General features: G+C 53.9%; 20 protein-coding genes and 4 riboswitches. Of the genes, 3 read left to right on the top strand and 17 right to left on the bottom strand.

All coding sequences use genetic code 11. From position 1 onward, the window contains the following. Positions 1-86: 86 nt before the first annotated feature. Positions 87-278: riboswitch (cobalamin riboswitch) on the bottom strand. Positions 279-338: 60 nt separating this feature from the next. Beyond that, positions 339-1,655, bottom strand: a complete 1,317-nt coding sequence (locus SD70_RS25085) for a copper amine oxidase N-terminal domain-containing protein (RefSeq protein ID WP_041050729.1) — start codon at positions 1,653-1,655, stop codon at positions 339-341. A 56-nt stretch (positions 1,656-1,711) separates the two neighbouring features. Then, positions 1,712-1,806, bottom strand: a riboswitch (cyclic di-GMP riboswitch). 189 nt (positions 1,807-1,995) lie between these two features. Between SD70_RS25085 and pdxR the strand changes: the two genes are divergently transcribed. Continuing rightward, a complete protein-coding gene (pdxR, locus tag SD70_RS25080) occupies positions 1,996-3,432 on the top strand; it encodes a MocR-like pyridoxine biosynthesis transcription factor PdxR (RefSeq protein WP_041050727.1) in 1,437 nt (478 codons plus the stop codon). Here pdxR and SD70_RS25075 read toward each other — a convergent pair. The 6 genes from SD70_RS25075 to SD70_RS25050 are packed head-to-tail and all read right to left on the bottom strand — an operon-like array spanning position 3,429 to position 8,707. Further along, a complete protein-coding gene (locus SD70_RS25075) occupies positions 3,429-4,352 on the bottom strand; it encodes a DMT family transporter (protein WP_041050725.1) in 924 nt (307 codons plus the stop codon). The genes pdxR and SD70_RS25075 overlap by 4 nt on opposite strands. 29 nt (positions 4,353-4,381) lie before the next feature. After that, positions 4,382-4,990 carry a thioredoxin family protein gene (locus tag SD70_RS25070; RefSeq protein WP_041050723.1) on the bottom strand — a complete coding sequence of 203 codons (609 nt, stop codon included), beginning with the start codon at positions 4,988-4,990 and terminating at the stop codon, positions 4,382-4,384. Between the two features lie 54 nt (positions 4,991-5,044). Further along, a complete protein-coding gene (locus tag SD70_RS39445) occupies positions 5,045-5,383 on the bottom strand; it encodes a hypothetical protein (protein WP_197081170.1) in 339 nt (112 codons plus the stop codon). Between the two features lie 36 nt (positions 5,384-5,419). Then, positions 5,420-6,301 (bottom strand): carbohydrate ABC transporter permease, encoded by an 882-nt coding sequence (locus SD70_RS25060; RefSeq protein WP_197081168.1) that lies wholly within the window; start codon positions 6,299-6,301, stop codon positions 5,420-5,422. Positions 6,302-6,313: 12 nt separating this feature from the next. Further along, the gene (locus SD70_RS25055; protein ID WP_082053644.1) at positions 6,314-7,243 is read right to left on the bottom strand and encodes a carbohydrate ABC transporter permease; all 930 of its coding nucleotides are present in this window, start codon (positions 7,241-7,243) and stop codon (positions 6,314-6,316) included. Between the two features lie 15 nt (positions 7,244-7,258). Beyond that, on the bottom strand, positions 7,259-8,707 hold the full coding sequence (locus SD70_RS25050; RefSeq protein WP_052487860.1) for an ABC transporter substrate-binding protein: 1,449 nt from the start codon (positions 8,705-8,707) through the stop codon (positions 7,259-7,261). A gap of 167 nt (positions 8,708-8,874) precedes the next feature. Here SD70_RS25050 and SD70_RS25045 point away from each other — a divergent pair, with 167 nt between their 5' ends. Next, positions 8,875-9,861, top strand: coding sequence for a hybrid sensor histidine kinase/response regulator (locus SD70_RS25045; protein WP_041050719.1), 987 nt, complete (start codon positions 8,875-8,877; stop codon positions 9,859-9,861). A gap of 2 nt (positions 9,862-9,863) precedes the next feature. On the opposite strand, the gene SD70_RS25040 is transcribed toward SD70_RS25045, so the two are convergent. The 9 genes from SD70_RS25040 to SD70_RS33945 all read right to left on the bottom strand — a co-directional run bounded on the left by SD70_RS25040 (position 9,864) and on the right by SD70_RS33945 (position 19,595). After that, positions 9,864-11,060, bottom strand: coding sequence for a sensor histidine kinase (locus tag SD70_RS25040; protein ID WP_052487859.1), 1,197 nt, complete (start codon positions 11,058-11,060; stop codon positions 9,864-9,866). 8 nt (positions 11,061-11,068) lie between these two features. After that, positions 11,069-11,605, bottom strand: a complete 537-nt coding sequence (locus SD70_RS25035) for a hypothetical protein (RefSeq protein WP_041050717.1) — start codon at positions 11,603-11,605, stop codon at positions 11,069-11,071. 12 nt (positions 11,606-11,617) lie between these two features. Further along, a complete protein-coding gene (locus SD70_RS25030; RefSeq protein ID WP_041050715.1) occupies positions 11,618-12,430 on the bottom strand; it encodes a response regulator transcription factor in 813 nt (270 codons plus the stop codon). Between the two features lie 181 nt (positions 12,431-12,611). Next, a complete protein-coding gene (locus SD70_RS25025; protein ID WP_041050713.1) occupies positions 12,612-14,972 on the bottom strand; it encodes a stalk domain-containing protein in 2,361 nt (786 codons plus the stop codon). 104 nt (positions 14,973-15,076) lie between these two features. Further along, positions 15,077-15,163: riboswitch (cyclic di-GMP riboswitch) on the bottom strand. Positions 15,164-15,242: 79 nt separating this feature from the next. Beyond that, the gene (locus tag SD70_RS25020) at positions 15,243-16,541 is read right to left on the bottom strand and encodes a sensor histidine kinase (protein ID WP_041050711.1); all 1,299 of its coding nucleotides are present in this window, start codon (positions 16,539-16,541) and stop codon (positions 15,243-15,245) included. A gap of 1 nt (position 16,542) precedes the next feature. After that, the gene (locus SD70_RS25015; protein ID WP_041050709.1) at positions 16,543-17,229 is read right to left on the bottom strand and encodes a response regulator transcription factor; all 687 of its coding nucleotides are present in this window, start codon (positions 17,227-17,229) and stop codon (positions 16,543-16,545) included. Between the two features lie 196 nt (positions 17,230-17,425). Further along, positions 17,426-18,169: a WD40/YVTN/BNR-like repeat-containing protein gene (locus tag SD70_RS35300; RefSeq protein WP_082053641.1), complete on the bottom strand. Its 744-nt coding sequence runs from the start codon at positions 18,167-18,169 to the stop codon at positions 17,426-17,428. A gap of 195 nt (positions 18,170-18,364) precedes the next feature. Continuing rightward, positions 18,365-18,877, bottom strand: coding sequence for a hypothetical protein (locus SD70_RS25005; protein ID WP_052487863.1), 513 nt, complete (start codon positions 18,875-18,877; stop codon positions 18,365-18,367). A 73-nt stretch (positions 18,878-18,950) separates the two neighbouring features. Further along, positions 18,951-19,595 (bottom strand): hypothetical protein, encoded by a 645-nt coding sequence (locus SD70_RS33945; RefSeq protein ID WP_052487858.1) that lies wholly within the window; start codon positions 19,593-19,595, stop codon positions 18,951-18,953. A gap of 161 nt (positions 19,596-19,756) precedes the next feature. Continuing rightward, a riboswitch (cyclic di-GMP riboswitch) is annotated at positions 19,757-19,853 on the bottom strand. A 252-nt stretch (positions 19,854-20,105) separates the two neighbouring features. On the opposite strand from SD70_RS33945, the gene SD70_RS24995 reads away from it, so the two are divergent. Beyond that, on the top strand, positions 20,106-22,115 hold the full coding sequence (locus SD70_RS24995; RefSeq protein ID WP_041050706.1) for a hypothetical protein: 2,010 nt from the start codon (positions 20,106-20,108) through the stop codon (positions 22,113-22,115). A gap of 148 nt (positions 22,116-22,263) precedes the next feature. Here the strand turns inward: SD70_RS24995 and SD70_RS24990 are convergent. Next, the coding region (locus SD70_RS24990; protein ID WP_156158182.1) for a helix-turn-helix transcriptional regulator at positions 22,264-22,842 on the bottom strand (579 nt) is incomplete at its 5' end.

Genomic DNA, 22,842 nt, shown 5'->3' with positions numbered 1-22,842 from the left:
CGGACTCATGCTGCCATAAACGAGCCGCGCCAGTAAAATATGCCGCAATATCCCCAGTAAACATCTTCCCTATCCGCGTAGGTACAGCGATGCTAGCATCAGAGGCAGGTCTCCTGACTTATGCGTCAACAATCGGAATCTCCTTCCCAGAACCAGGGTTCCAGTGGCTGCGATTCGGATCTCGGCATTTACAGTGGCGGGACCGTGACGGAATTGCACCGTGCTTCCCTATTAAGCGCATTCTTGCTGGAATGCACACCTCTGACTTCATACTATGAAATTGTCTTAGCAAATATGTCCAAGCCCATTATACTGGACTTCCTCCGAAGCCACAATAACTACTTCAGATTGAGTTTGTAGCGCTGCACCTGATCCTGAAGCGCGTTCATATCCGGAAAACCTGATTCCTTGGCCTTGTTCAGACTCTCTTCAGTCTTAGCGTCGTCGCCAAGCTGCGCATAGGCTATCGCCAACAACGCATACATCTCTGCGTCCTTGGCATCAACTTCGACTCCTTTTTGCAGCATAGCGACGGCCTTGGACGGTTTATTCACTTTGATATAAATATTCCCGAGCAGCTTGTAGCCGGCTGCTTTGTCTCCGACTCTGCCCAGCATTTCGTCGGCCGATTTGTCCGCCTTCTGATCCTTGCCTTGTTTAGCGTACAAGTACACCGCGAACGCACTTTGCGAAGCCGGGTCCATCGCAGGCTGATTGCCGGCGAAACGCCCATCATAGTACATATCCCCGTCAGCATCGTACAGTTTGCCGTAGCCTTCGCGTACCCCCATGATCACGTCGCCCACATACTTGGTGTTGCCGGACTGGTATATCGTTCCTTTGCCCGTGATGGTATTGTTCTGAAAGTCTCCTTCGTATTCCAGCTTCCCGTTAGTATCCGACAGCTTTCCGTAGCCGTCGCGAAGCCCGTTTTTCATGTTTCCCTCGTAAATTTGATGATCGAGCAAGCGCCCTTTGCCGTTCGGAAGGCTGCGGCTGAACTGCCCTTCATAAATCAGCGTCCCGTCTCTGTACAGCTTGCCCTGCCCTTCCATATTTCCCTTCGCAAAATCTCCTTCATACCACAGCTTGTCCTTATAGATGTACTTTCCTTTGCCGTCCGCCAAGCCGTCTTTTTGCTCGCCTTCATACTTCACCTGATCGGAGTAGGCAACATCGATGATATCGGCCGCAACGGTACGGGTAATGACGACTTTTTTCTGTGCATAGTCCGGTATCCACTGCACCGCATGGCCCGTTGCTTCAGCTACAAAACGAAGCGGCACCATCGTGTTGCCGTCGATGATTTGAGGCGCGGCGTCAATCGGAGTACCCGGATAGTTCGCAACGAATCCGAGGGATTTGCCGATGCTGAACGTAACGGTAAACCGGCCCTTCTTTCCGACAACCGTCTGATATAGAGGAATCCATTGAAGTTCCAGGCCCATAGCCTCAAAAATGGGACGGAGCTGCACGAGCGTCGTCCCATTTTCAATAATGGGATCCACGTCGAATTGGATCTCTTTGTCTTCCAGATAGACGTGCAGCTTTCCGGGCGCGGTCGGCTGCGGGTCGTCCGCATAAGCCGGTGCGGCCCCAAGAAGCATGAGCAATAAAGACAGGAAAGCGGCGAGCAGTTTCAAACAGTTTCGCATGAATAAAAGTCCCCTTTACGAAAAAAAATGGACAAAACAAAAATAGACCCCTGCAATAGAGCAACCCGGCGATCATCCCATAAGCGAATGCTTACGTCTTAGACCCGTGGCTTTGCGTCCCCGCCTTTCGACGGGTTTGCCTTTGTTCGATTGTAAGCGATCTATTGAATGGCTGAGCATATAGTACTTCTAATCCAAATTTATACAAGTTTCAATCTTTTTTTTGACAAAATGCGTCGAATTTGCGCACCCGCCATCCGTGACTTACAATCAAATTGACTTGCAGACAGAAGGCAAAATCTCGCGATTTCAAAAGACAATCGGGGAGCGGAAACCAACCATGTTCGATATCCTTCTTCCGGATCAAGACGAACGGCCTTTATATCAGCAGCTTTATGCGCAGATCCGCGATCAAATCAGAAACGGTGCGATCGCCGACGGTTCGCGGCTGCCGTCCGTTCGCGCCCTGCAGCTGCAGCTCAATATGAGCAAAACGCCGATAGAGACAGCCTATCAAATGCTGACGGCGGAAGGTTATGCGGTCAGCAAACCCCGCTCCGGCCTGTACGTGGCGAATCCGTACAAGCACGCGTCACCCGCTGCTCCCGCTGCACAAGCGCAAGTCTCGCCGCCGGGAACAATTGCCCCGCCTCCGCGCATACCGGCATCCGATCAACGCGCTGGCTGCATCGATTTCGATCCGACAGCGTTGGACCCTGAAGGCTTTCCCATTCGAACATGGCATAAAATGCTGAGAGAAGCGCTCGAGAACCATTCGGGCATGATGGGGCAATACGGGGATCCGCAAGGGGAGTATGGGCTGCGTCTCGCAGTGGCCGAGTATGTGCGAAATTCAAGAGGAGTTGATTGCTTGCCGGAGCAAATCGTCATCGGCTCGGGAATGGCGTACAGCATAGGCATCGTGGCCAAGCTGCTGCCGGATATTCGCCGCGTCGCTTTCGAGGAGCCGGGCTACAGTCTCGTCCGGGATCAGTTCGTGCTGAACGGCTGCGAGATTTTGCCGATTCCGGTCGGCGACAAGGGGCTTTCCTTGCAAGATTTAGAAGCAAGACCGGCACAAATCGTCTACGTCACCCCATCCCACCAATTTCCGACCGGGAGCGTGATGCCGTATCCCGAGCGGGAACGCTTGCTGGAATGGGCGAACACGCGCGATGCGTACATTATCGAAGACGACTACGACGGGGAATTCCGCTATCTCGGCAAACCGATCCCTTCCTTGCACAGTTTGGATACACGCGGCCGGGTGATCTACATCGGCACGTTCTCGAAAGCGCTGACGCCGGCGCTGCGCATAAACTATATGGTGCTGCCTCCGCTGCTGGCCGAGCGATTGTCCGCGATGCCGCACGAGATCGTCTACGCCCCTTCGCGCGTGGAACAATGGGCCATGCACGCTTTTATCGAGCAAGGCCACTGGTACCGGCATATTCGCAAAACGCGCAACCTATACCGCAATAAGCACCGCCATTTGATCGCATTGATCCGGACTCATCTGGGCAGGCGCGTCGAGATCACGGGGCAAAACGCCGGGCTTCACATTCAGCTAACCGTCAAAAAACGCCAATCGTCAGAGCAATTGGTACGTTCGGCGGCCGAAGCGGGAGTGAAAGTGTACGACTTTCGGAAAATGTGGATGCAGCAGGAGCTGCATTCCGCGGACTACCCCAAATTGTACCTGGGGTTCGCGGGGATAAGCCCGGCGGACATGGAAACCGGAATCCGCTTGCTGCGCAAAGCATGGTTAGCGGATTAGCGTTCCACCATTTGATCAAGCGGCAGAAGCTTCCTCGGCAGGCTTCCTGCCGTCTTTTTCCGGCTTGTAAGGAATACGCCCGCCAGAATGAGAGCGAGTCCGGCAATCATGCTCCAGCGGATGTTTTCATGCAGCAAGGCGAAGCCCCATATGAGCGAAAATACCGGCAAAAGATAGGTGACCATCGTAGCGATATCGGGGCCGCCTTTTTGCACGATCCAATAGAAGAGGATGTAGGCAAATCCGGAGCCGAATATGCCTAACCCGACCAGCACGGACAAATTCAGCGGCGCGACAAGCTGCGCAACCGGTACGGTTTCGACCGAGAACGCCATGCAGCCGCTGCCCAGCATCGAAAAGAGCAATGTGCAGAAAGTGGCTTGGTAAGGAGAGAGCGTGTTCAGGAGGCGCTTGGATAGCTGGGAGCCAAGCCCGTAAAAGAGCGAAGCGGCAATCATGCCGACAAACCCTAAACCGTCCACGGAAACGATCGAAGCGGGGTTCAGACCAAGCAGAACGACGAGGCCTGCGATGGCCGTGCCCATCCCCACCCATTGCAGCCTATGGGCAGACGCTCCAAAGAACGCCATTCCCGTAACGAGCGACCACAGCGGAGTCGTCGCATTGAGTACGGACGCCATGTTGCTCGTCAATCGCGTTTCGCTGAAGCCGATAATCGCCCACGGGAAGCATGTGTTCACTAGCGCCATGACGGCCACCGAAACCCATGGCATATTCCTGAACCCGAACGGTTTTCGCATCATCAGCATGAACACCGTGATGACGGCTAGCCCGAGAGCGGATCGCAAAAATACGACAGTCCACGGTCCGAAATCCTGAACGAGAACCTTGATGAAATAATAGGAGCCTCCCCAGATGAGGCTGAGCAGCAGCAACGCGGCGAAAATCAAGCGAGACATGGCCATCCCTCCTTCCGGTGAGATTCACATCACAATTCGAAAGCGGCAAACAGCTTTCTTAACTCTTGAATCATCACGTCCTGATATTCGTTTCCGGCATGATACAGCTCGCCGAGCTCCGTATATACGCGGTTAAGGTTCTCTTGGTAACTGGCGTGCTGTTTATCCGGATTCTCCTTCTTGAACCGATCCATCACGGCCTGAATATAAGCGGGACGCGCGCCCCATTTGCCCAGCACATCCCCGTTCGTCTTCAAGAAAACCGCAATCGGCTGCGCCCGGCCGCCGCCCGTCAGAAACAGATCCATCGTCTCCAAATGCTCTTCCATGATCAACACTTCGGTCGGAATGCGGCTTTGTTCCATCACGCGAAACAACACGGGGACGTTCCAGATGACGTCCGGGCACCAATCCGTGCATAGGATCAAGCAGTGCAGGTCGGAACGTTCGCCCAGGGTAGCGAAAAACCGTTTGTCCTCTTCGTGCGTCCAAGCAAAATTGTCGTAATTGGCAATGAACCGCTCTTTCGTATTCGGAATCTGAAAGTACTTCATCGTGCGAACCTGCATGCCATCCATGAACTGCAGGGGCGATATCCCTTGCCCGATTTTGTGTTTCAAGTTCAACAGCTGTTCCATTTTGTCACGCATCCTTTTCATGAGATACTCCGAATATAAAACGAAACTGACCATCTATAAATGGTCAGTTTCGTTTTGTTTTTGCAAGACAGATTGCGCCGCAGCCGGCGCACCTATGGCCGGTCCGAGGTGCCGTCCGGCAGGCGGGCAAGCGTCCACGCGGGAAGCGTATTCGTGCACGGAAATTTCGCCGCCAGCGCCTCGCCGATATCGGCGGTAGCGGCCGTGGTTTCGTTCGATCGCTTCGGCCGTTGTCAGCGCCTGCTCCTCTTCCCCGCAATGGCTGATCGCCAGGTCGAATCCGCGCGCGGCAAGCGCCAGCGCGATCCCTTTGCCGATGCCGACGGCGCCGCCGGTGACCAGTGCCGTTCTTCCCGAATTCGATTCGCTCATGGACACGACTCCCTTCGGACATGCGAAATCCGACATTCAGCCCCTTATGCCGCTGAACGTAAAGCCCTGCATAATGTATTTTTGGAAAAAGAGAAACAGCAGCGCGGGCGGAATGATGGCGAACGTCAAGGCGATAAACTGGATGTCGAGCGGCACGACGGTTCTCAGGTTGAAAATGGCGACGATGACCGTCCACATGCTTTTGTCCTTGAGCACCATGTACGGCCAGAAAAAATCGGCCCACGTCGCATTTACGGTGAAGATTGTAATCGCCATCATGACGGGCATGCTGAGCGGCACGACGATGCGGAAGAAAATCGCCAGCCGGGTGCCCCCGTCGATCTTGGCCGCGTCGATCAGCGCCTGCGGAATCCCTTCGAAAAATCCTTTGAAGACGATGACGTAAAAGGCGTGCGCCCCGGCCATCATCCACATCGGCCAAAACGTATTCGTCAAGTTGACGCCGAGCACGGGGAAATCGATGATGTTTTTAAAGATCGGCACCATGCCGAGCGTATTGGGCAGCAGCATCGTCCACAGGACGAGCACGAACACGAATCGGTGGCCCGCCGGCTTCAGCACGGCAAAGAAGTAGCCCATCAGCCCGTTGAACAGGATGGAGAACGCGACCATCCCCACGGTCATCAGCAGCGTGTTCGCGTACAGCCGCGTAAAGTTCAGCTGGCTCCAGGTTTCCCACAGCTTGTCGAACTGGAGCGTATGGGGAATCAGCGTCGGAGGTATGGCGAAAAACTCCTTGATATCCTTCAGGCTCGATGATAACACCCATAGCGGAGGAAGCAGACAAGCCAGCGAAACGACGATCAGCACAATGAAGATGAATCCGTACAGCACCCGGATACTTCGGCTCCGAAAATCCAGCTTGCCAATAATACCGGCTGATTCCTTCGCGCGCACGTCCATCCCCCCCTAATCCGTATTCGACTTTCGGTTCAGTCTGAAATAGAGCGCCGTCATCACGGCCAATAGGACGAAGGTGATGACGCCGACGGCCAGCGAGCGGCCGGCTTCGAAATAGCGGAACGCGTAATGATAGCTCATCAGCATAAGCGACATCGAGGCGTTGTTCGGCCCGCCCTCCGTCATCGTCAGCGGCTCGTACAGCACCTGGAACACGCCGATGATTTGCAGAATGAGCAGAATGCCGATGATCGAAGAAATTTGCGGTATCGTTATGTGGCGGATTCTTTGCCGGATTCCCGCTCCGTCGATGGCGGCGGCTTCGTACAATTCGTGATTGACGCCCTGCAGGCTTGCCATGTACAAAATGGCCGTCCCTCCGAACCCTCGCCAGGTCATCGTCAAGATGATGAGCGGAATCGTCAGGCTCGAGTTTTGCAGCCACTCGGACATCGGCAGTCCGAGCTTGGCAAGCAGCATGTTGAGCAGGCCGCCCGGCCCGGGATCGAACATGAATGTCCACAGCAGCGCTCCGGCGATGCCCGGGACCATGCCAGGGAAATAGACGGCGAATTTGAAAAACGATTGCATCCGGCGCATTTCGTTGATCATGACCGCGACGGCGATCGGCACGGTGAACCCGATGACGAGCGACCAAGCCACATACAGAAACGTGTTGACGACCGTTTGCTGAAAGACGGAGTTGCTGACGACGTCGATATAGTTTTGCAGCCCGATAAATTTGACGGCGTTGTACCCTTTCGTTTGGAAAAACGATAGCACGAACCCGGAAATGAGCGGCTGCCAATGAAAGACGATAAATAACAACAGACTCGGGACGATCAGCAGCCACGACGGGAAGTCCCGCAACAACCATCGTTTCCATTTCGCGGGCTTTGCCTCGAAACGGACCGGCGTTCGGCTCACAGGGGTATCCATATTTCTATCAACCCTTTACTTCGCTTTGTCCAAATAATCCCGTTGGAAGTCGGCGGCGGCTTTGTCGAGCAGCGCCTTCGGATCGGCGTTCTTGTCGGTCAAGACCGCTTGCACGACGGCATCCAGCGTTTTATACAGTTCCTGGGCGTTTATCGGCTCCTCGGGCTTGAGAGTGACCCCGTCGTTCTTCATGTAGTCGTTCCACAGGTCGAGGTTGACCGTCTTATACTTGTCGCGGATCGCGTTTTCCGCGTCGACCCGCTCCGGGTTCACCCAGGCCAGCATGCCGTGCGGTCCGACGATCCGGTTCAAACCTTTATCGGAGGCGAGCGTCTCTTCCATTCCCTTCAGCGCGTTCGCATCGACTTCCGGCGAGAAGCCTTTGATCTTCAGCCATTTGAAGCCGGCATCGATCTGCTCCGGCGTGCTGTTGTTGGAAAACATCATCAGGTTGCCGCCCGTCAAGGCGATTCTCGCTTTCGGACCGGCCGGCACCGCCGACATCGCCAGATTGTCCTTGCTCATCTTGTAGTCGTTGATCGGCGTGTTCATCCAGTCGGTCGAGCCGAACGCCATCCCCACCTGATCCGTGCCGAACAGGCGGAACATGTCGTTCACTTCGACCAAAATGTTGTCGGTCAGCACGTTGTACTTCCATTTCAAATCTTTCATATACTGAAGCGCCTGCACCGCCTCCGGGCTGTTGAACGCGGCCTGCCATTTGCCGCCGGCCTGCTTCTCGAACTCCGCGCCGTACGACCAGGCGATCGTCATGAACTGCCAGCCGCCCTGATTGTTTTTCGTCGGGAAGAAGAAGCCGGCCTTGCCGGTCTTGTCTTTGATCGTTTTGGCGGTTTGCGCCAGCTCGTCGTACGTCCGCGGAAACTTGGGGATCCCTTTGTCGTCCAGCAAGCCCGCCTGCTTGAACAGATTGACGTTGTACCACAGCCCCATGTAATAGCCGCTTGTCGGAATGCCGTAAATTTTGCCGTCTTTCCTGACCAGCTCCAGCATCGCCGGATTCAGCGCTTTGTCATAGCCGTAACGCTTCATCATGTCGGTAATGTCCGCTGCGTAACCGGCATTGATGATTTTCTTCGGCTCCGTAAACCACGTCCCGAACAGGTTCGGCAGCTGGCCGCTTTCCGCCTTCGGCAAAAACGTGTTGGTATCGTACTGGAAATTTTCTTCCTTCATCTTGATGTTCGGGTTGTCTGCCTCGAACTTCTTTTTCCAGTCCTCGTACTGGGGCAATTTTTTATCCTGCGCCTTCGGCCAGTCGCCGTTGGCAAACACGATTTCTTGCTTGCCGCCGCCCGCACCCGCTGCTGTAGTTGCGGGCTGGCTTTTGCCGTCGCCACCGCCCGCGCTTCCGTCCTTGCCCGTATCGCCGCCGCCGGAACACGCCGTCGCTGCAAACAGCAGCATGGCGGCGCCGAGCGTCATTCCCAATCTTTTCTTCATGCGAAGTTTCCCCTCCCTGGAATAGCGCATTAAGCAACGTTGCCTACCAATACGATAGCGTTTTCAATGAGCCGATAAAATACGGCAATCCTGCAAAAATGTTCAAAAAACTGTTATAATGATAACCAAGTTCTGCAACCGTTTTCACAGGAAGGCAGGGGCGCGCTATGTTCCATCGGCTGTCGCGGCGAATCGTGTCGATCACGCTGTTGTCCGTCTCGGCGTTCACCGTGCTGATCGGTCTGTTTTCGTACCAATGGGCGAAAAAAACGGTCGTTTCCGAATTTATTGGCATGTCGACCCATTACTTCGACAGTTCCTGCAATTTGCTCGCCCAAAATTTAAACTACATCGGCGAAACGGCCAAAATGATCATGAACAATCCGAACGTGGCCGTGGCGATCCGCAATCCGGCGGTATCCCCGGAAATCTCTTTGATGCTGGACAGCTTTGCCGCCATGAATCTGGACATCAAAGGAATTACCCTGTACATACCGGACGGAACGAGCTATTCGATGAGCCGGTTATCGAATGTGCCTTCGCTTGACAAGCTGCGGGAAGACGACCGGATTAGGCGCTTTCTGGACGATCCCGAAGCGAAGTTTTTATGGATTTCCCGGTATCGGGGCTTGACGTCGTATTACAATTATCAATACGGGCCGAATGGAACGTTAACGTATTTGTTGAAATGGTCCGGGGACGGGGATCACGGCGGCTTGTCCGGCACGATGGCCGTCGACCTGGATGCGGAGAAGCTGTTCGCTTTTTTCCAAACCTCGAACGCCGCCTTTCATGAAAACCGTCTCTTTTTGATCCGTGACGGAACCGATATCGTTAGTTCGCCGATTAACGGGAACGACGACAAGCTCAGCCCCCGCGACCTCCCGACGATCAACGGTTCGGAACAAGGGTGGTTTCTGTCCGCCGACGGCAGCGAGCTGATCCTGCACCGCACGGTTATGAGCTCTAATACGCAAATCGTGATGGCGGCGCCGCTGAAGCAATCGATCGCCCGGCTCTCCGCCTTGCGCTGGTCGATCATCCTTCTGACGATGTTTTCCGGCATGTTCGCCGTGCTGCTCGCCGTCCTGTTAAAAACGAGCATTATCCGGCCGCTAAACCATCTGTACATCAAAATGAAGGCGCTTAAGTAGTATTACAACGGCTGCTCGAACTTGATTTTCACCGTAACGACCGAAACGGTGCCTTCACCGATGACGCTGCGAATCTCGACGCCGTAACCGTCTCCATACTCCAGCCGAATCCGCTCGCTCACGTTGCGGATGCCGTAGCCGCCGCCTTTGTAAGCCGGCGGTTCGATGGTCCCGTTCAGGGTGCCGACGTCGAAGCCGGCGCCGTCGTCGGCCACTTCGATTTTGAGGTCGCGGCCTGAGCGGTACCCCTTGACGGTAATGCGGCCTTTCCCCCTCTTTTGGCTGACGCCGTGCTTGATGGCGTTTTCGACGAGCGGCTGCACGATTATTTTTAGCACTTTGAAATCAAGGATGTCCTCCGCGATGTCGTACTCCACCTCGAACTTTTGCGGAAACCGCATCGCTTCGATCGCGACATAGCTTTTGACGATGCCGATTTCTTCTTCGACCGAAATGAATTTGTCCCCCTTGTGCAGGCTGAGCCGGTAAAAATGGGAGAGGGCGATGACCATTCGCTCGATCTCCTCCTGTTTATGAATTTTGGCGAGCCAGCCGATCGCGTCCAGCGTGTTGTACAGAAAATGCGGGTTGATTTGCGCCTGCAGCGCGATCAGCTCCATTTCCCGCTGCCGGTCTTTCTCCTCGTTGTTGCGTTCGATCAATTCGCCGATCCGGACCACCATTTCGTTAAAGCTGCTTTCCAGAACCCACAATTCGTCCTTCCGGTTCCGGAAAGGACGGACGGTGTCGGACGCGCCGGAATACCGGTTGATTTTTTGGTTCAACCGGCGGATTGGCTTGATGATGCCTCCGGACACGTAAAGAGAGATGAGGGCAGTCAGGCCGATCGCGGCGATTTGCAGCAGCAGCGAATACGACTTGATTTTATTGACGTTCTCCAGCAGCTTCTCGTCGGAAATGACGCTGATCACTTTCCAATTCAGGCCCAATTTGCGCAAGCCGCCCTGCAGCGGGTAGCTGGCGATGATCGAACGCCTGCCGTCGTAGACGGTCTCCTTGAACGCGTTCCCCTTGTCCGCCTGGAACACATTTGTATCGAAAATGGTCGTGCCCGCTTTCCCCGGATCCGGATAGGACAAAATGTAAGAATCGTCCGCCACCAGAAAGGAGAACCCGCGATCTTGGCCGATCATATTTTTCAATACGTCGTAGACGGCCCGCTCTCTTATATAGATCACTAAATACCCTAATTTTTGGCCGGTAAAAAAGTTCTGGTACCTTCTTCCGAGCAAAATGTAGCGTTGCCGTTCGCATCTCGCTTCGTTTTGCCCCATACCGGCGTTTTGGAGCGCTCGATTTCAGCGATGTACGACCGGTCGGGACGGTCGACGACGGTTCGGCTTTCGTAATTGTATGCGTTTTCATTGTCATCTACGATCACAATGTCACCGACGAGCTTATCGTCTATCCCCATATCGGACATGAGGCTTCGCAGCTTGTCCGCTTTCTCGTCCTTCCCGAGCGTGCCGTCATCCACCACGTTATAAATGCCGTTCTGGCTGAGCAGGCGGACCGAGAGCATGTTGGCCTGGTTGATCAAAACATCGAGGCTCGACTCGATATTTTCCTGATTCATCTTCACATAGTTATAAGTGAAATCTTCGACGATGCGCTGCGTAGCGATCCGCGAAGCTTGAAACATCGAGATGGAGGAAAACAGGAGACAGAAGAGAAGCAGCCAAAAAATGCGGGCGTTGATTTTCATTTTCCCCAAGCCGAGCAATACGATCCCCCCTCATTCGTAATAGCGGCTGATCATGTATTCCTTCGGGGTCAGCTTCGTATGCCGTTTAAACAGCTGGCTGAAGTAGCGCGGATCGCTGATGCCGACCCGCTCGCACACTTCGTAGATTTTGTAGTTTTGCGTAGACAGCAGCTGCTTCGCCTTCTCCATCCGGTACGCCGTGATGTAATCGTTTACAGTTTGGCCCGTATTTTCTTTGAAGATATGCATCAAATAAGACGGGCTGATGAACAAGCTGTCGGCAATCCGGCTCACCGACAACTCTTCGCCGTAGTGCGATTCGATGTAGCGAATCGCTGCCGCGACCGTTTTCGTGACGCCGGCGCTTTTCCGGTTCCGGATCTTTTTCAGAACGGCGACCAGATCCTCGATTAGCTTCGTCTTGCCGAGCGACTCGGACAACCGTTCCTGGCGGATCTCTTCGGCGAGCTTGACGGCGGCGGCGACTAGCTTGACGTTTTCGACCGGCTTGACGATATAGTCGGACACCCCGTACTTAATCGCCCCTTTTGCATACTGAAAGTCGTCGTATCCGCTCAGCACGATGATTTTCGAGTCGATACGGCGGCTGCGAAGCTGTTCCATGAAGCCGAGTCCGTCCAAAAACGGCATGCTCATGTCCGTGACGATAATGTCCGGCCGCAGCTTGACGGCCATCTCCAGCCCCGTTTCGCCATCATCGGCCTCGCCTACCAGTTCGAATCCGTACCTGGGCCAGTCGATCGTCGTCCTGAGCCCCAGCCTGACCAAGTATTCGTCGTCCACGATCATAATGCTCGTCGCTTGCCGCGCTTTGGCATGCATCGGATTGCGCTCCTTCCGTAACCGCGTTGCACCTTCGCCCCAATTTCAAGTTTATTCCAGTATACGCCACATCATTTTTCCGCGCCAGCATCAGCGGACTCACAGCCATTTACGGCTGCGGCGCAAAAAGAAAACCACAAGCGAGAGGTTGGTCTCGTTTGTGGCGGTCTTTCATATATCCTTATTTTTGCAGTACCCCGTTCACGTACTCGCCCTCTCTATAAACCGTCCCGTCATCGTTGTACTCTTTGCCATGTCCGTTACGAACGCCATCGACGAAGTATCCTTCGTAATCAAGCTTCCCGTTCTTGTATAGCTTGCCGTATCCGTTAGCCTTGCCGTTCTTATACTCGCCGTCATACAGAAGCTCGCCTTTTACGTATAGCTTTGCTTGCCCGTTCGGTACCCCTTGAATCTCATGTCCTTCAAATTGGAGAAGCCCGTTGCTGCTAATATCGAGAAGGAAGCCGTCCGGCAGTCCGTTCTTAAACTGGCCGATGCCGATATCGCCGGTACGATCGACATCCCCTATGAATCCGGAGAAATAAATCGTTCCCCAGCCCGCAACCTCATTGTCGCGGAATTCCGCATCGTACCAGAGTGCGCCGTCTTCTCGGTAGAGCTTGCCCTTGCCGTTCATCTTCCCGTCCTTCAGCTGCCCTTCATACATCAAGGCGCCGCTCTTGTAATACAATTTCCCTTCAGTCGCCGGGTCGTATATATAGACCGCCTTCAGATTCGGATCCCACACCACCTTGCGCCCCGTCGCTTCGCCGACAAAACGCAGCGGCACGAACGTATAGCCATTATTCAGAAACGGTGCTGTCGGCAGCTCGGAAGCGGAGCCGTTCACGACTGCGCTCGTTTGCCCCAAGGCGAGCTGAAGCGACTGCCCTTCCTTTTTGCCGGTAACGGTCTGGGTGTCGCCATTCCAATCGATCTGCAAGCCAAGCTTCTCGAAAATCGGCCGGAACTCCACCGTTGTCGAACCGTCTTTAAGAACCGGCTGCTCATGGAAAGCCATCTCTTCTCCGTCCAAAAAGACGCGAATCGGCTTGGCCGCGTTGTAGTCATCAATCGCCTTTCTCTGCCAATAATCGCGGATCGATGCATTCGGCACGTCATAATAAAGGACGGCATAGATTCCGGGATCGGTAATGTCCATTTGCAGACGCTGAATGCCCGGATCGGGCAGTCCTCCCATGTAGACCCATACGCCGGATTTCAGGCGATAAATGCCAAGCTTGCCTTCCTCCCCCTGCGGCACCCTCTTCGTCATGTAAGTCATTGATAAATGGAAAGGCACGTCAGGCGAATGGAAATCGAGCTGCCAAGGATGGCTGACGAACTTCTGTCCGGGCTTGAGCGCCTTGGTCAGCATAAAATTGTCGTCTTTCTGGTAATAAATCGATATGTCGTTGCCGCCGTACGAATAAGGGCGCGGAGTATCGGTCGAGACAGTCACGCTGTTGTCGGACGAAGCGAGCTTGCTCGAAGTCTTCCCGCCCATAAATCCGAACGTCGCGTCGGGAACCCTGTCCCCGTCGATATCGGGTACGGCCGACACCAGGACGGCGTCCGGGACGGCCTTCCCCTGGCCGGTGAGCTGAAGCGAGCGCAGTACGATTTTGTTATCCTTGTTCTTCAGCACAAGCTGATCCCGGTATATGCCGAGGAGCTGCTCGCCTTTATCCGCGGCGATGTCCGTCTGGCGGGATGACATTTCGGCCGCGACGATTTGCTCCTTGCCGTGATCGTCTGTTGTCCATGCCGCGATGGAAGAGCCGATCGCATTCGGCAAAAAAGGGAATGTTGGCGGCAGTTTCTGAAACTCGTTCAGCACTTTCGGCAAAGCATCTTTCTCCGTCACGTCCAAGACCCGAGTCTGGTAAGCCCCCTTGAACGACTGCGTCCAGACAACACTCTTGCCGTTGAAGATGGTCTGGGAGGTACTGACAACGGAGCCCTCCGATTTGCCTTTCCACAACAGGCGGGTCTCGGAAGTTCGAACATCGTACAACATGATGTCGCCTTCCGGAAAGCCCGAATATGCGACAACGCCGTCTACGATCGTGGCGGATCTCCCTTTTCCGATTTGCTTGACTTCCTTGGTCTCTGTATCATACAAATAAATCATGTTTTCCGTAGGCTGATGATACGTCACATAATGTCCGTCGGTACGCGGCTCGTCATAAAAATCAGGTTTGACATCGATTTGGGCCGCGTTGCCGGATTGAAGGTTGAGCAGAACGATTTGTTGCCGCTTTTCCAAATAAACGGCATAATCGCCGTTGGCGGAAAGACGTTCTTTGTAGGTTTGCGAAGATGTTAACTGTTTAAGCTCGCCCGTCTCCAGGTTGCGGCTGAAAATTTGATCCCAACCTGCATCGTCCTGTCCCATCCAAACCAGGCTGCCGCCTGCGACCATAACGCCCCTCTCGGGAGCTGTAATTTCGGTCTGCTTGTCCGTATAGGAGAACGCATTCGCCGCATAACCTCCATGTACGAAGCCGAGCCATCCGACGCAGAGAGCCGCTGACAAAACCAATCTCCATACGGCCTTTCGTGTTTTTAATGGCATGACCATCCTACCTCTCTTTACCGGAAATTGAACATTGCCCAATAGACGCAAAAAACCAACCGTTCATGAGCAACCCGGCGATCGTATCCCCGTGGGACTTAGACCCGTGGCTTTGCGTCTCCGACTTTCGTACGGATTTGCCTTTGTTCTTTGCGGTTGGACATTGTGTCGAAATATGCAATTTTAATTATATTCGATAGCAGGATAACATCTCCAGCAAAATTTGCCGGATTACAGACCTAGTGTAAAAGTAAACGTCGTCCATTCATTCTCCGCGCTTGTTGCCTGAATCTCGCCGCCCAGCCCGTCCATGATGGTTTTTGCAATGGCCAGCCCTAAACCATAGCTACCGTTTTCATGCGTTCTGGACGGGTCCGCTCTATAAAATCGGTCAAACACTTTCGGCAAATCTTGCTTCGGTATACCTTTGCCGCTATTTTTTATCGAACATACGGCATGGCGCTTTGATTTGAGCAGCGAAATATGAATTTGCCCGCGTTCGTTTGCATATTTGATGGCGTTATCGAGCAAAATGGCGGTCACCTGTTGGACTTTTTCCGGATCGCTTTTTATCAAAAGATCGGGCTCAATCGAATAGGTGAGCTTGATCCCTTTTTCCATCGCTGCGGCTTCCATCGACAACATCACGTCGCGAATGACGTCGCTCATATTGAACGGCGTTTTTGGCGCTTCAACATGTATAGTCTCCAGCCTGGCCAAAGCTAACAGGTCGTTGATCAGCTTCGCCATTCGATCCGTTCCGATTCTGATATAGCCAAGCCATTTCAATTGACTTTGCACGGTTTCTTCCTGATTGGCCATAAGCACGTCAAAATTGGCGTTTATGATGGATAGCGGCGTTTTCAATTCGTGGGAAGCATCGGCAACAAACTGTTTCTGCTTTTCCCACGTTTCGGCTATGGGGCGAATCGCCCGGTTGGCGAAGATCAGGCTAATGATAAATATGACGGCAAGCATGCCGACTCCCACGAAAATCAACGTCGTTAGCAGTTGAAGCAGCGTTTTGTTGGCTTCTGTAACATCCAGAAATGTAATCAGATAATTGCTTTCGACGGTATTCAGTTGTTTTCCGTTACCTAAAACAACAGATTTGCTCACCCGCTCTATAGCATATTGCCATTGCTTGCCCTCAATGGTTATCGATGAATTGTTCTTTTTATTGCTCCAGGCAATCTCTGCAGCTTTAGTGTACGTTTCTTGCGGCATATCGATAAAAGAGTCGACGTTTACCATTTTGCCATTTGCGTCTACCTCGATATGAAATAAAGGAGGGCCGCCAATTTCCACATGTTGGACCGCAGCCATGGTCCCTCCCTTTTTCGCATCGTCGGACAAGTCGTTTCCTTCGATTGCGACTTGTGTCACGGGGCCTGAACTCAATTTATTCCGGATATCCGAATGGATGTTGCTATAGGAAATGAAGTAGATGATAGCAAACGCAGCAATCATCACCATCGAAGTAATGGACATATTGAGAATGAGGAACTTGTTGCGCAGCTTTGTAAACATGCTACTCCCTTTCATTGGCCGTATTCAAAATATAGCCCGCGCCCCGTATCGTCCGAATGGAAACGCCCGATTCCAGTTGACTTAATTTTTTTCGTAAAAAGGAAACATGTATTTCTACATGGTTGTCTTCGGCATCCGCATCGTAACCCCATAGTTTTTCGATAATAGCTTCTTTCGAAATAATCATGCTGTTTCTTTTGATCAGGAGTTCCAACAACTGGGATTCCTTCAAAGTTAGTTTGATTTCCTTGCTTCCGCAGCAAAGCATAAGCGTATGCGGATTCAACTCAATATTTCCATATTTCAGGATGCCGTCGGCGATCAATTCCGTTTTTCTGCGCCCCAATGCGCGCAAACGAGCTAGCAGCTCGTCCGTATGGAACGGTTTGGCTAAATAGTCGTCGGCACCGCTGTCCAGACCGCGTACCTTGTCCTCCGTTTCGCCTCTTGCCGTTAACAGAATGACAGGTGCCTCGATGCCGTTTCGGCGCAATTCTTTCAGCACGCTGATACCGTCCATTTTGGGAAGCATGATATCGAGAATGATGACATCGTAAATGCCGGAAAGTCCGCAGTTTAGCCCATCTTCGCCATTATGCTCCAGATCGGCGCTATAGTTATTCTTTTTGAGGACTTGAGCGACGGCCTCCGCCATGTACTTTTCATCTTCCACCATTAAAACCCTCATTTCATGCTTCCTTCCCGCATCCGCAACAAGGGAGCTGACGCCAGCCCCTCTATTGTGGAAGCTTTTTTATTATAGCGGTTGTATCTTAATTTAAAATTAGAATCATTGTTCCCAAGGCAAAGAAGCTGTTGCCAGCCTCTTTGCCGTGAAAGCTTCCTGACTCTTTCGACTAAGCAGATTTGAAGTTCTATGCCGGCTAGTTCCCGATCGTTGTGCTGTCCTCCGCACCGTCGGGAGCCTTGGCGCTCCAGGTCTTGCCGCCGTCCGTGGAGTAGCTTTCCACTCCGTTTTCCACTTTGTACAGTACCCCCTTCCCTTCGCCACCTTTAGGCGGAGTTCCGTTCGAGAAGGTGATTTTGCCGTCTTGTTCATCGACCGTTAAGCCATCGGGCGGAGTTTGACTCCAGGTTTTGCCGCCATCCGTGGAATAGAGCCTGACGCCGTTTTCGATTTTTACCGCCAATTCTGTTCTCGCATGCAAGCCTGTTCCATTAGGAGCTTCGGACGGATTACCTTGCTTATGGGTCACTTTTCCATCTTCGCCTATTGTTACTTTGTCTTGTGCGCCGTCGGGAGCCTTGTCGCCCCAAGTCTTGCCGCCGTCCGTGGAATAGCTTCCGACTCCGTTTTCCATTTTGAACAGCGTACCCTTCCCTTCGCCATCTTTAGGCGGAGTTCCGTTCGAGAAGGTGATTTTGCCGTCTTGTTCGCTGACCGTTACGCCGTCGGGCGGATTTTTGCTCCAGGTTTTGCCGCCATCCGTGGAATAGAGCCTGACGCCGTTTTCCACTTTCACCTGCAGGCCTGTTTTCGCTGAAGCAATAGAGTTTGCCGCGAGCGCCGTTCCGGTCCCTAGCGTGGCGAGGAGCGCCCCGCAAAGAAGGGCAACGCCCGCTTTCTTTTTTGTTGCCTCCATCATCGATAACAACTGGCGTTTCATGTACGTGATACCTCCAAAATTTTATATTGTAAGCAGCTGCCTTACATTTACCATCATAAACACGCTACCTTTAACGAACCTTGAATAAAAAAGTAAATTGAATAATCGCAGATACAGTAATATCGCGGCAGGCCGTGCATAAAAAAACCACAAGTCGAGAGGTTAGTCTCGTTTGTGGTTGAGCTTCATCTTCGCTTACTTTTTTGTTGCCGGAAAACTATTTTTGATTGGCGGGGTATAGTTCCAACTTATCAATTTAATATGGTATTTATCATATAATTCATCTGCATGGACTATGCCGGTTGTAGTGATTCCACCCCTTTTTTCAATAAACAGAGCATCAGGGAAGTAATGCTCGTATTCTCCAGAGTCGCTCAAATCATCCATATAGTATTTTGCGCTTCCCGGACTATAGTATATTTCCATTTTGTCAGTGACTTTTGCCAATGCTACTCTTTCATTGCCGCTGGCTAATCTTTCCTTCCATCTGCGATATTTTCCCCGGCCTTCATCCGCACCAAAACCGTCAAATTCGCATATCAGAGTATCTTGAATGACCTTTCGCTCCCCGTTAATGTCATACTCCAGACGAAATGGAAATTCTCCATGTGTGATTTCGGGACGTGGGGGATTCGGTTCTAATTGAATGCCTATATATAAGAAAATCCAAGGTCCAGCAATAAACGCAATTATTGCAAGTATTACCATCAATGGGGCACCTAGTAACAATATTGTTCCTTTCAGTTGTACCCTGCCTCCTTCAAAGCACTTTTTCTTTCAGCTATCGCTCCTCAAAAACCCACTTCTCTCTACCATCCCCGGTCGCATTATCGTACGTTTCGTTCGTGGATTCCTCCGGCCGGTACCAGGCGACGTACTCCCGTCCGGCTTTCGCGTAAGTAACCCTGAAAACAACGTTGCCGCCGCTCTGGCCAAACGGGCTTTCGCCGGGCGTAACGGCTTCGGACTGGATAACCGCGCCGTCATGCGCGGCGATGGCCTGATTGATGTCGCCGCTGATTTTGATTTGCAATGCGGCGTAACCGGCAAGCGCCACAGTCCCTAGCAGCACCAGCGTGACGGTAACGACCGTTTCGATTGTGCCTGTTCGTTTGCGTTCAAGGAATACTCTCCCTCTCTCCCTTACAAACAGCGGGAGCGCGGCACGCCAGAAAATCAGGCTGGACACCATACTCACTGCTACATGAACGGGGTAAGCCAGAGCGGGATTCGGAACGTATTTCGTCACAACCGCCACATGGACAAAAAACAAAGACGCATTCAACAGCACATAATAAAAGGTAACTCTGTAAAACAGCCTGCGATGCTCCCGAAAGCTTCTCCACCCGCGCATTAGCAGCAAAAGTTCGAATAGATGCGGGTACAGCAGATTGAACGGCAACCAGATCAAGAACCGCTTACTCATGTTTGCTTTACCTCCGATTCGGCATCAATGGGGGGCTTGGCACCATACATAACCAGGGAACCGGCAACATTACCGGCGACCATAGCAGGCAACTCCGGCAGCTGGCATCCGCGGCAGGCCGCGTTAACCGGTGTGCAGGCAACACAAAAAGACCCCGTTCAATAGGCAACCCGGCTATCATCCCGCAAACGTAGTGCTTGCGTCTTAGACCCGTGGCTTTGCGTCCCCGTCTTTCGAACGGGTTTGCCTTTGTTCGATTGTTCGCGATCTTGGCGACTTTCGTTATGGATGGATAGGACTTCCTATCCACTTGTTTAATCCTAATCCATATTTATACACGTTTCAACCTATTTTTTGGAATTTCGCCGGATTTTCGACAAAAAACTCACGATTCGATGATCAAGCGACGCCCCTATGACCTTCTCCCTATGCCTCTTTTCCGCAGCAACTTTTGCCCGGCGGCTACGTCTAATAGGTGGTAAAAATTGTGCGACGGGGAAGTGATTGCTCATGGCAAGGAAAACGATGCTGCTCGCCGCCGCGCTGGTCCTATCGGCGCTTAGCTTCGGCGCTTATGCGGCGAAGACGCAAGCGAGCACTTCTATTTATGCAACTGACGCGCCGGATGGGCTGCGCATCCCGGGCACGATCGAGCTGCTGGCCGATACCCCCTATTACGCAAATGCAGACGATCCCGACAACAAACCGGAGGGCGTTTTTGCTCCGCAGACCGTGAAGGTGCTAAGCACGCAAGGTTCCTGGTCGCGCGGCTTCGCCACCTGGCAGATCGAGACGCAGTTCGGCCCGCGGTGGATTCGCCCGAAGCCGTGGGAGATCGATATCGACCCGCCGGAGCGGATTACGCTTTTGGAGGAGACGCCGCTGTACAAAAGCCGAAGCGAGCGCGGCGGTCCGGTTGCTTCGCTGTCCCCGCAGGAGGTGCAGGTCACAGCTGCGGAGAAGCAATGGTTTTACACGAACGATCCCGGCAGCAAAGCGTGGATTCAAGTGCATACGACGTGGCTCGGCGATTTGTGGGCGCATATTCCGGTAGATCGGATCGGCACGGTTCAGAAAATGGCGCCGCGCAAAGCCCACTTTGAGGGGTATGAAGCCTTCACCGATCTCGGCAGCGCGTTAGGGAAGGCGATGCCGCCGGATAACGATCCTGCCGCCAGGAAGCTCCTCAAAGGCGATTATACGATAGTGGCCGAGTTTACGACCGTCTACGCCGGCGTACAAGTGCAGACGGATAGCGGGCCCGCGTGGGCAGAGAGCGTAGGCATTCCCGTGCTCGATACGAATGAGACGCTGACGTTATCGGCGGAGACGCCGCTTATCGACGATATTTGGCAACGCCCGTTCACGGAGCTTGCCCTGCTGCACGGGGAAAAGGTGACGGCATTCGAGAAAGTGACCGTGACGGTTTGGGGAGGCAGATGGGTTAATCCGCTTTGGAACGGGTCAGCTTGGTACCATGTACGGACATCGAAAGGTACAGGCTGGGTAAATCCGTTGTACGGCGAACCGGCCTCCGCGGAAGCGGTTCATTGGCGAGCGGAGCTGAAAGAACAGCACGAGCTGATGCGTTATCCGGGGGTGCCGTTCGATACGTCGACGCTCCTGCTGAGGCAGCAAGCGGTGGAGGCGACGGCAGTTTGGGACGATCCGTACGGCTCCAAATGGCTAAAAGTCTCCGCAGACGGCCGTTCGGGATGGATTCAGCTATGGAGCCCGTCTCAGGATCGGTTGTGGGACGAAGACGTGGCCGCTGGCACGGCGCTGCAAATTTCCATGAACGCCCCGAACGGGGCAGGGATCGTGCGATCCGGCGGAGACGAGCTCCGGCTGTACAACGAGGAGAAAATCGGCTATACGGAGAACGGCACGGACTATTTGGAAGCTTTGAAGCTGGCCAAGCAGCTGCAGTTCAAGACAGAAACCGTATCGTATGCCGATGCGGTCATGTTCCGTCAAGGCGACTATGCGTTCATGCTCGAGAACGGGTTCAAAAACGCTATCATTTATTGGCACGGGACGGTGCAAAAATCGGTCACGCTAACGGAACATCCGCGCCGGACCGAAGCCGGCTGGTATTTGAATTTGAGCGACGCGCGCGCGTTGTTCGGGCTTACGCAAACGGTATCGAGCAGCAGCCTCTACGGCCTGTATGCGAAAGATTACAAAGTCGAGCCGGGCAAGCTGCCGGCCGCCGTCAAGAACGGGCGGCTGGAAGTCCAGGCGTTCTTGTACGACCAAATCAGCCCCGCCGAACGCAGCGGCGGACGAATGCCGGTCTTGTTATCTCTTGAGGAGAACGGCGATCACGGCGGCGATAGCCTCGTTGCCAAAGAAGAGCCGGTATTCTCCGGTACCGACCGGGGCCCTGACGCCATGCCCTCGCTGTTCCGGTTGACCGCCTCGCGCGAGCTTTCTCGCGGCACGCATCAAGTGGACCTCGTGCTGCGCGTCGGCGAGCGCATCGTCTGGAAGCAGACGATTTCGGTGTCGGCGGAATAACCGGCAGTAAGAAGAACCGGCCAAGGACGTCCGCTTCCCGACGGCCCCCGTTTCTTGCACGGAATCGGCCTAGTATATGCGCAGCTTATACTTTCCGATGCAGCAAAAAGCCTTCGCGGCCACACACGCCGCGAAGGCTTTTTTCGCGCTATCGCTGTACAAACGCCCGGTATTCCGTCGGCGACATGCCCGTCACTTTTTTGAACACCCGACTGAAATAGTTCGGGTCATGGTAGCCGACCTCGAAGCACACTTCCTTCAAGCTCAGCTCAACACCTGCCCGCGCGATGAGCTCCTTCGCCCTGTCGATGCGCAGCCGCGTCACATAGTCGATGAACGTCTCCCCGACGTGCTGCTTGAACAGCTTGCTGAAGTAAAACGGACTGAGGTTCACGTGCTCCGCCGCCTGCTCCATCGACAGCTCCTCGCGATACCGCGCCGCGATCCACAACCGCGCGCGCTCGATCGCGCCGAGCGCCTGCGGCGCCTGTTCGCCGCCGCCGCCTTCGCCGCGCGCGTCTCCCGCCGGCCGCTCCGGCGGGGGCTCAGCGCTGCCTGCGGCGCCGAGGCTCACGCCGAGCCGCGCGGCGGCTTCGCGGTACGAGCGCCGCAGCCCGCCCGGGCCGTGCCCCATCGGGCCCGCGGCAGCGCGTACCGGCACGCCGAGCTGCTCGGCGAGCAGCGCCGCGGCCGCTGCGCCAGCACTTCCGGCCGCGGCGCCTCCCGC

This window comes from Gordoniibacillus kamchatkensis (assembly GCF_000829455.1).
GTDB lineage: Bacteria > Bacillota > Bacilli > Paenibacillales > NBRC-103111 > Gordoniibacillus > Gordoniibacillus kamchatkensis.
Note: the sequence above shows the minus strand (reverse complement) of the source record. Positions and strands in the feature narration are given on the sequence as shown.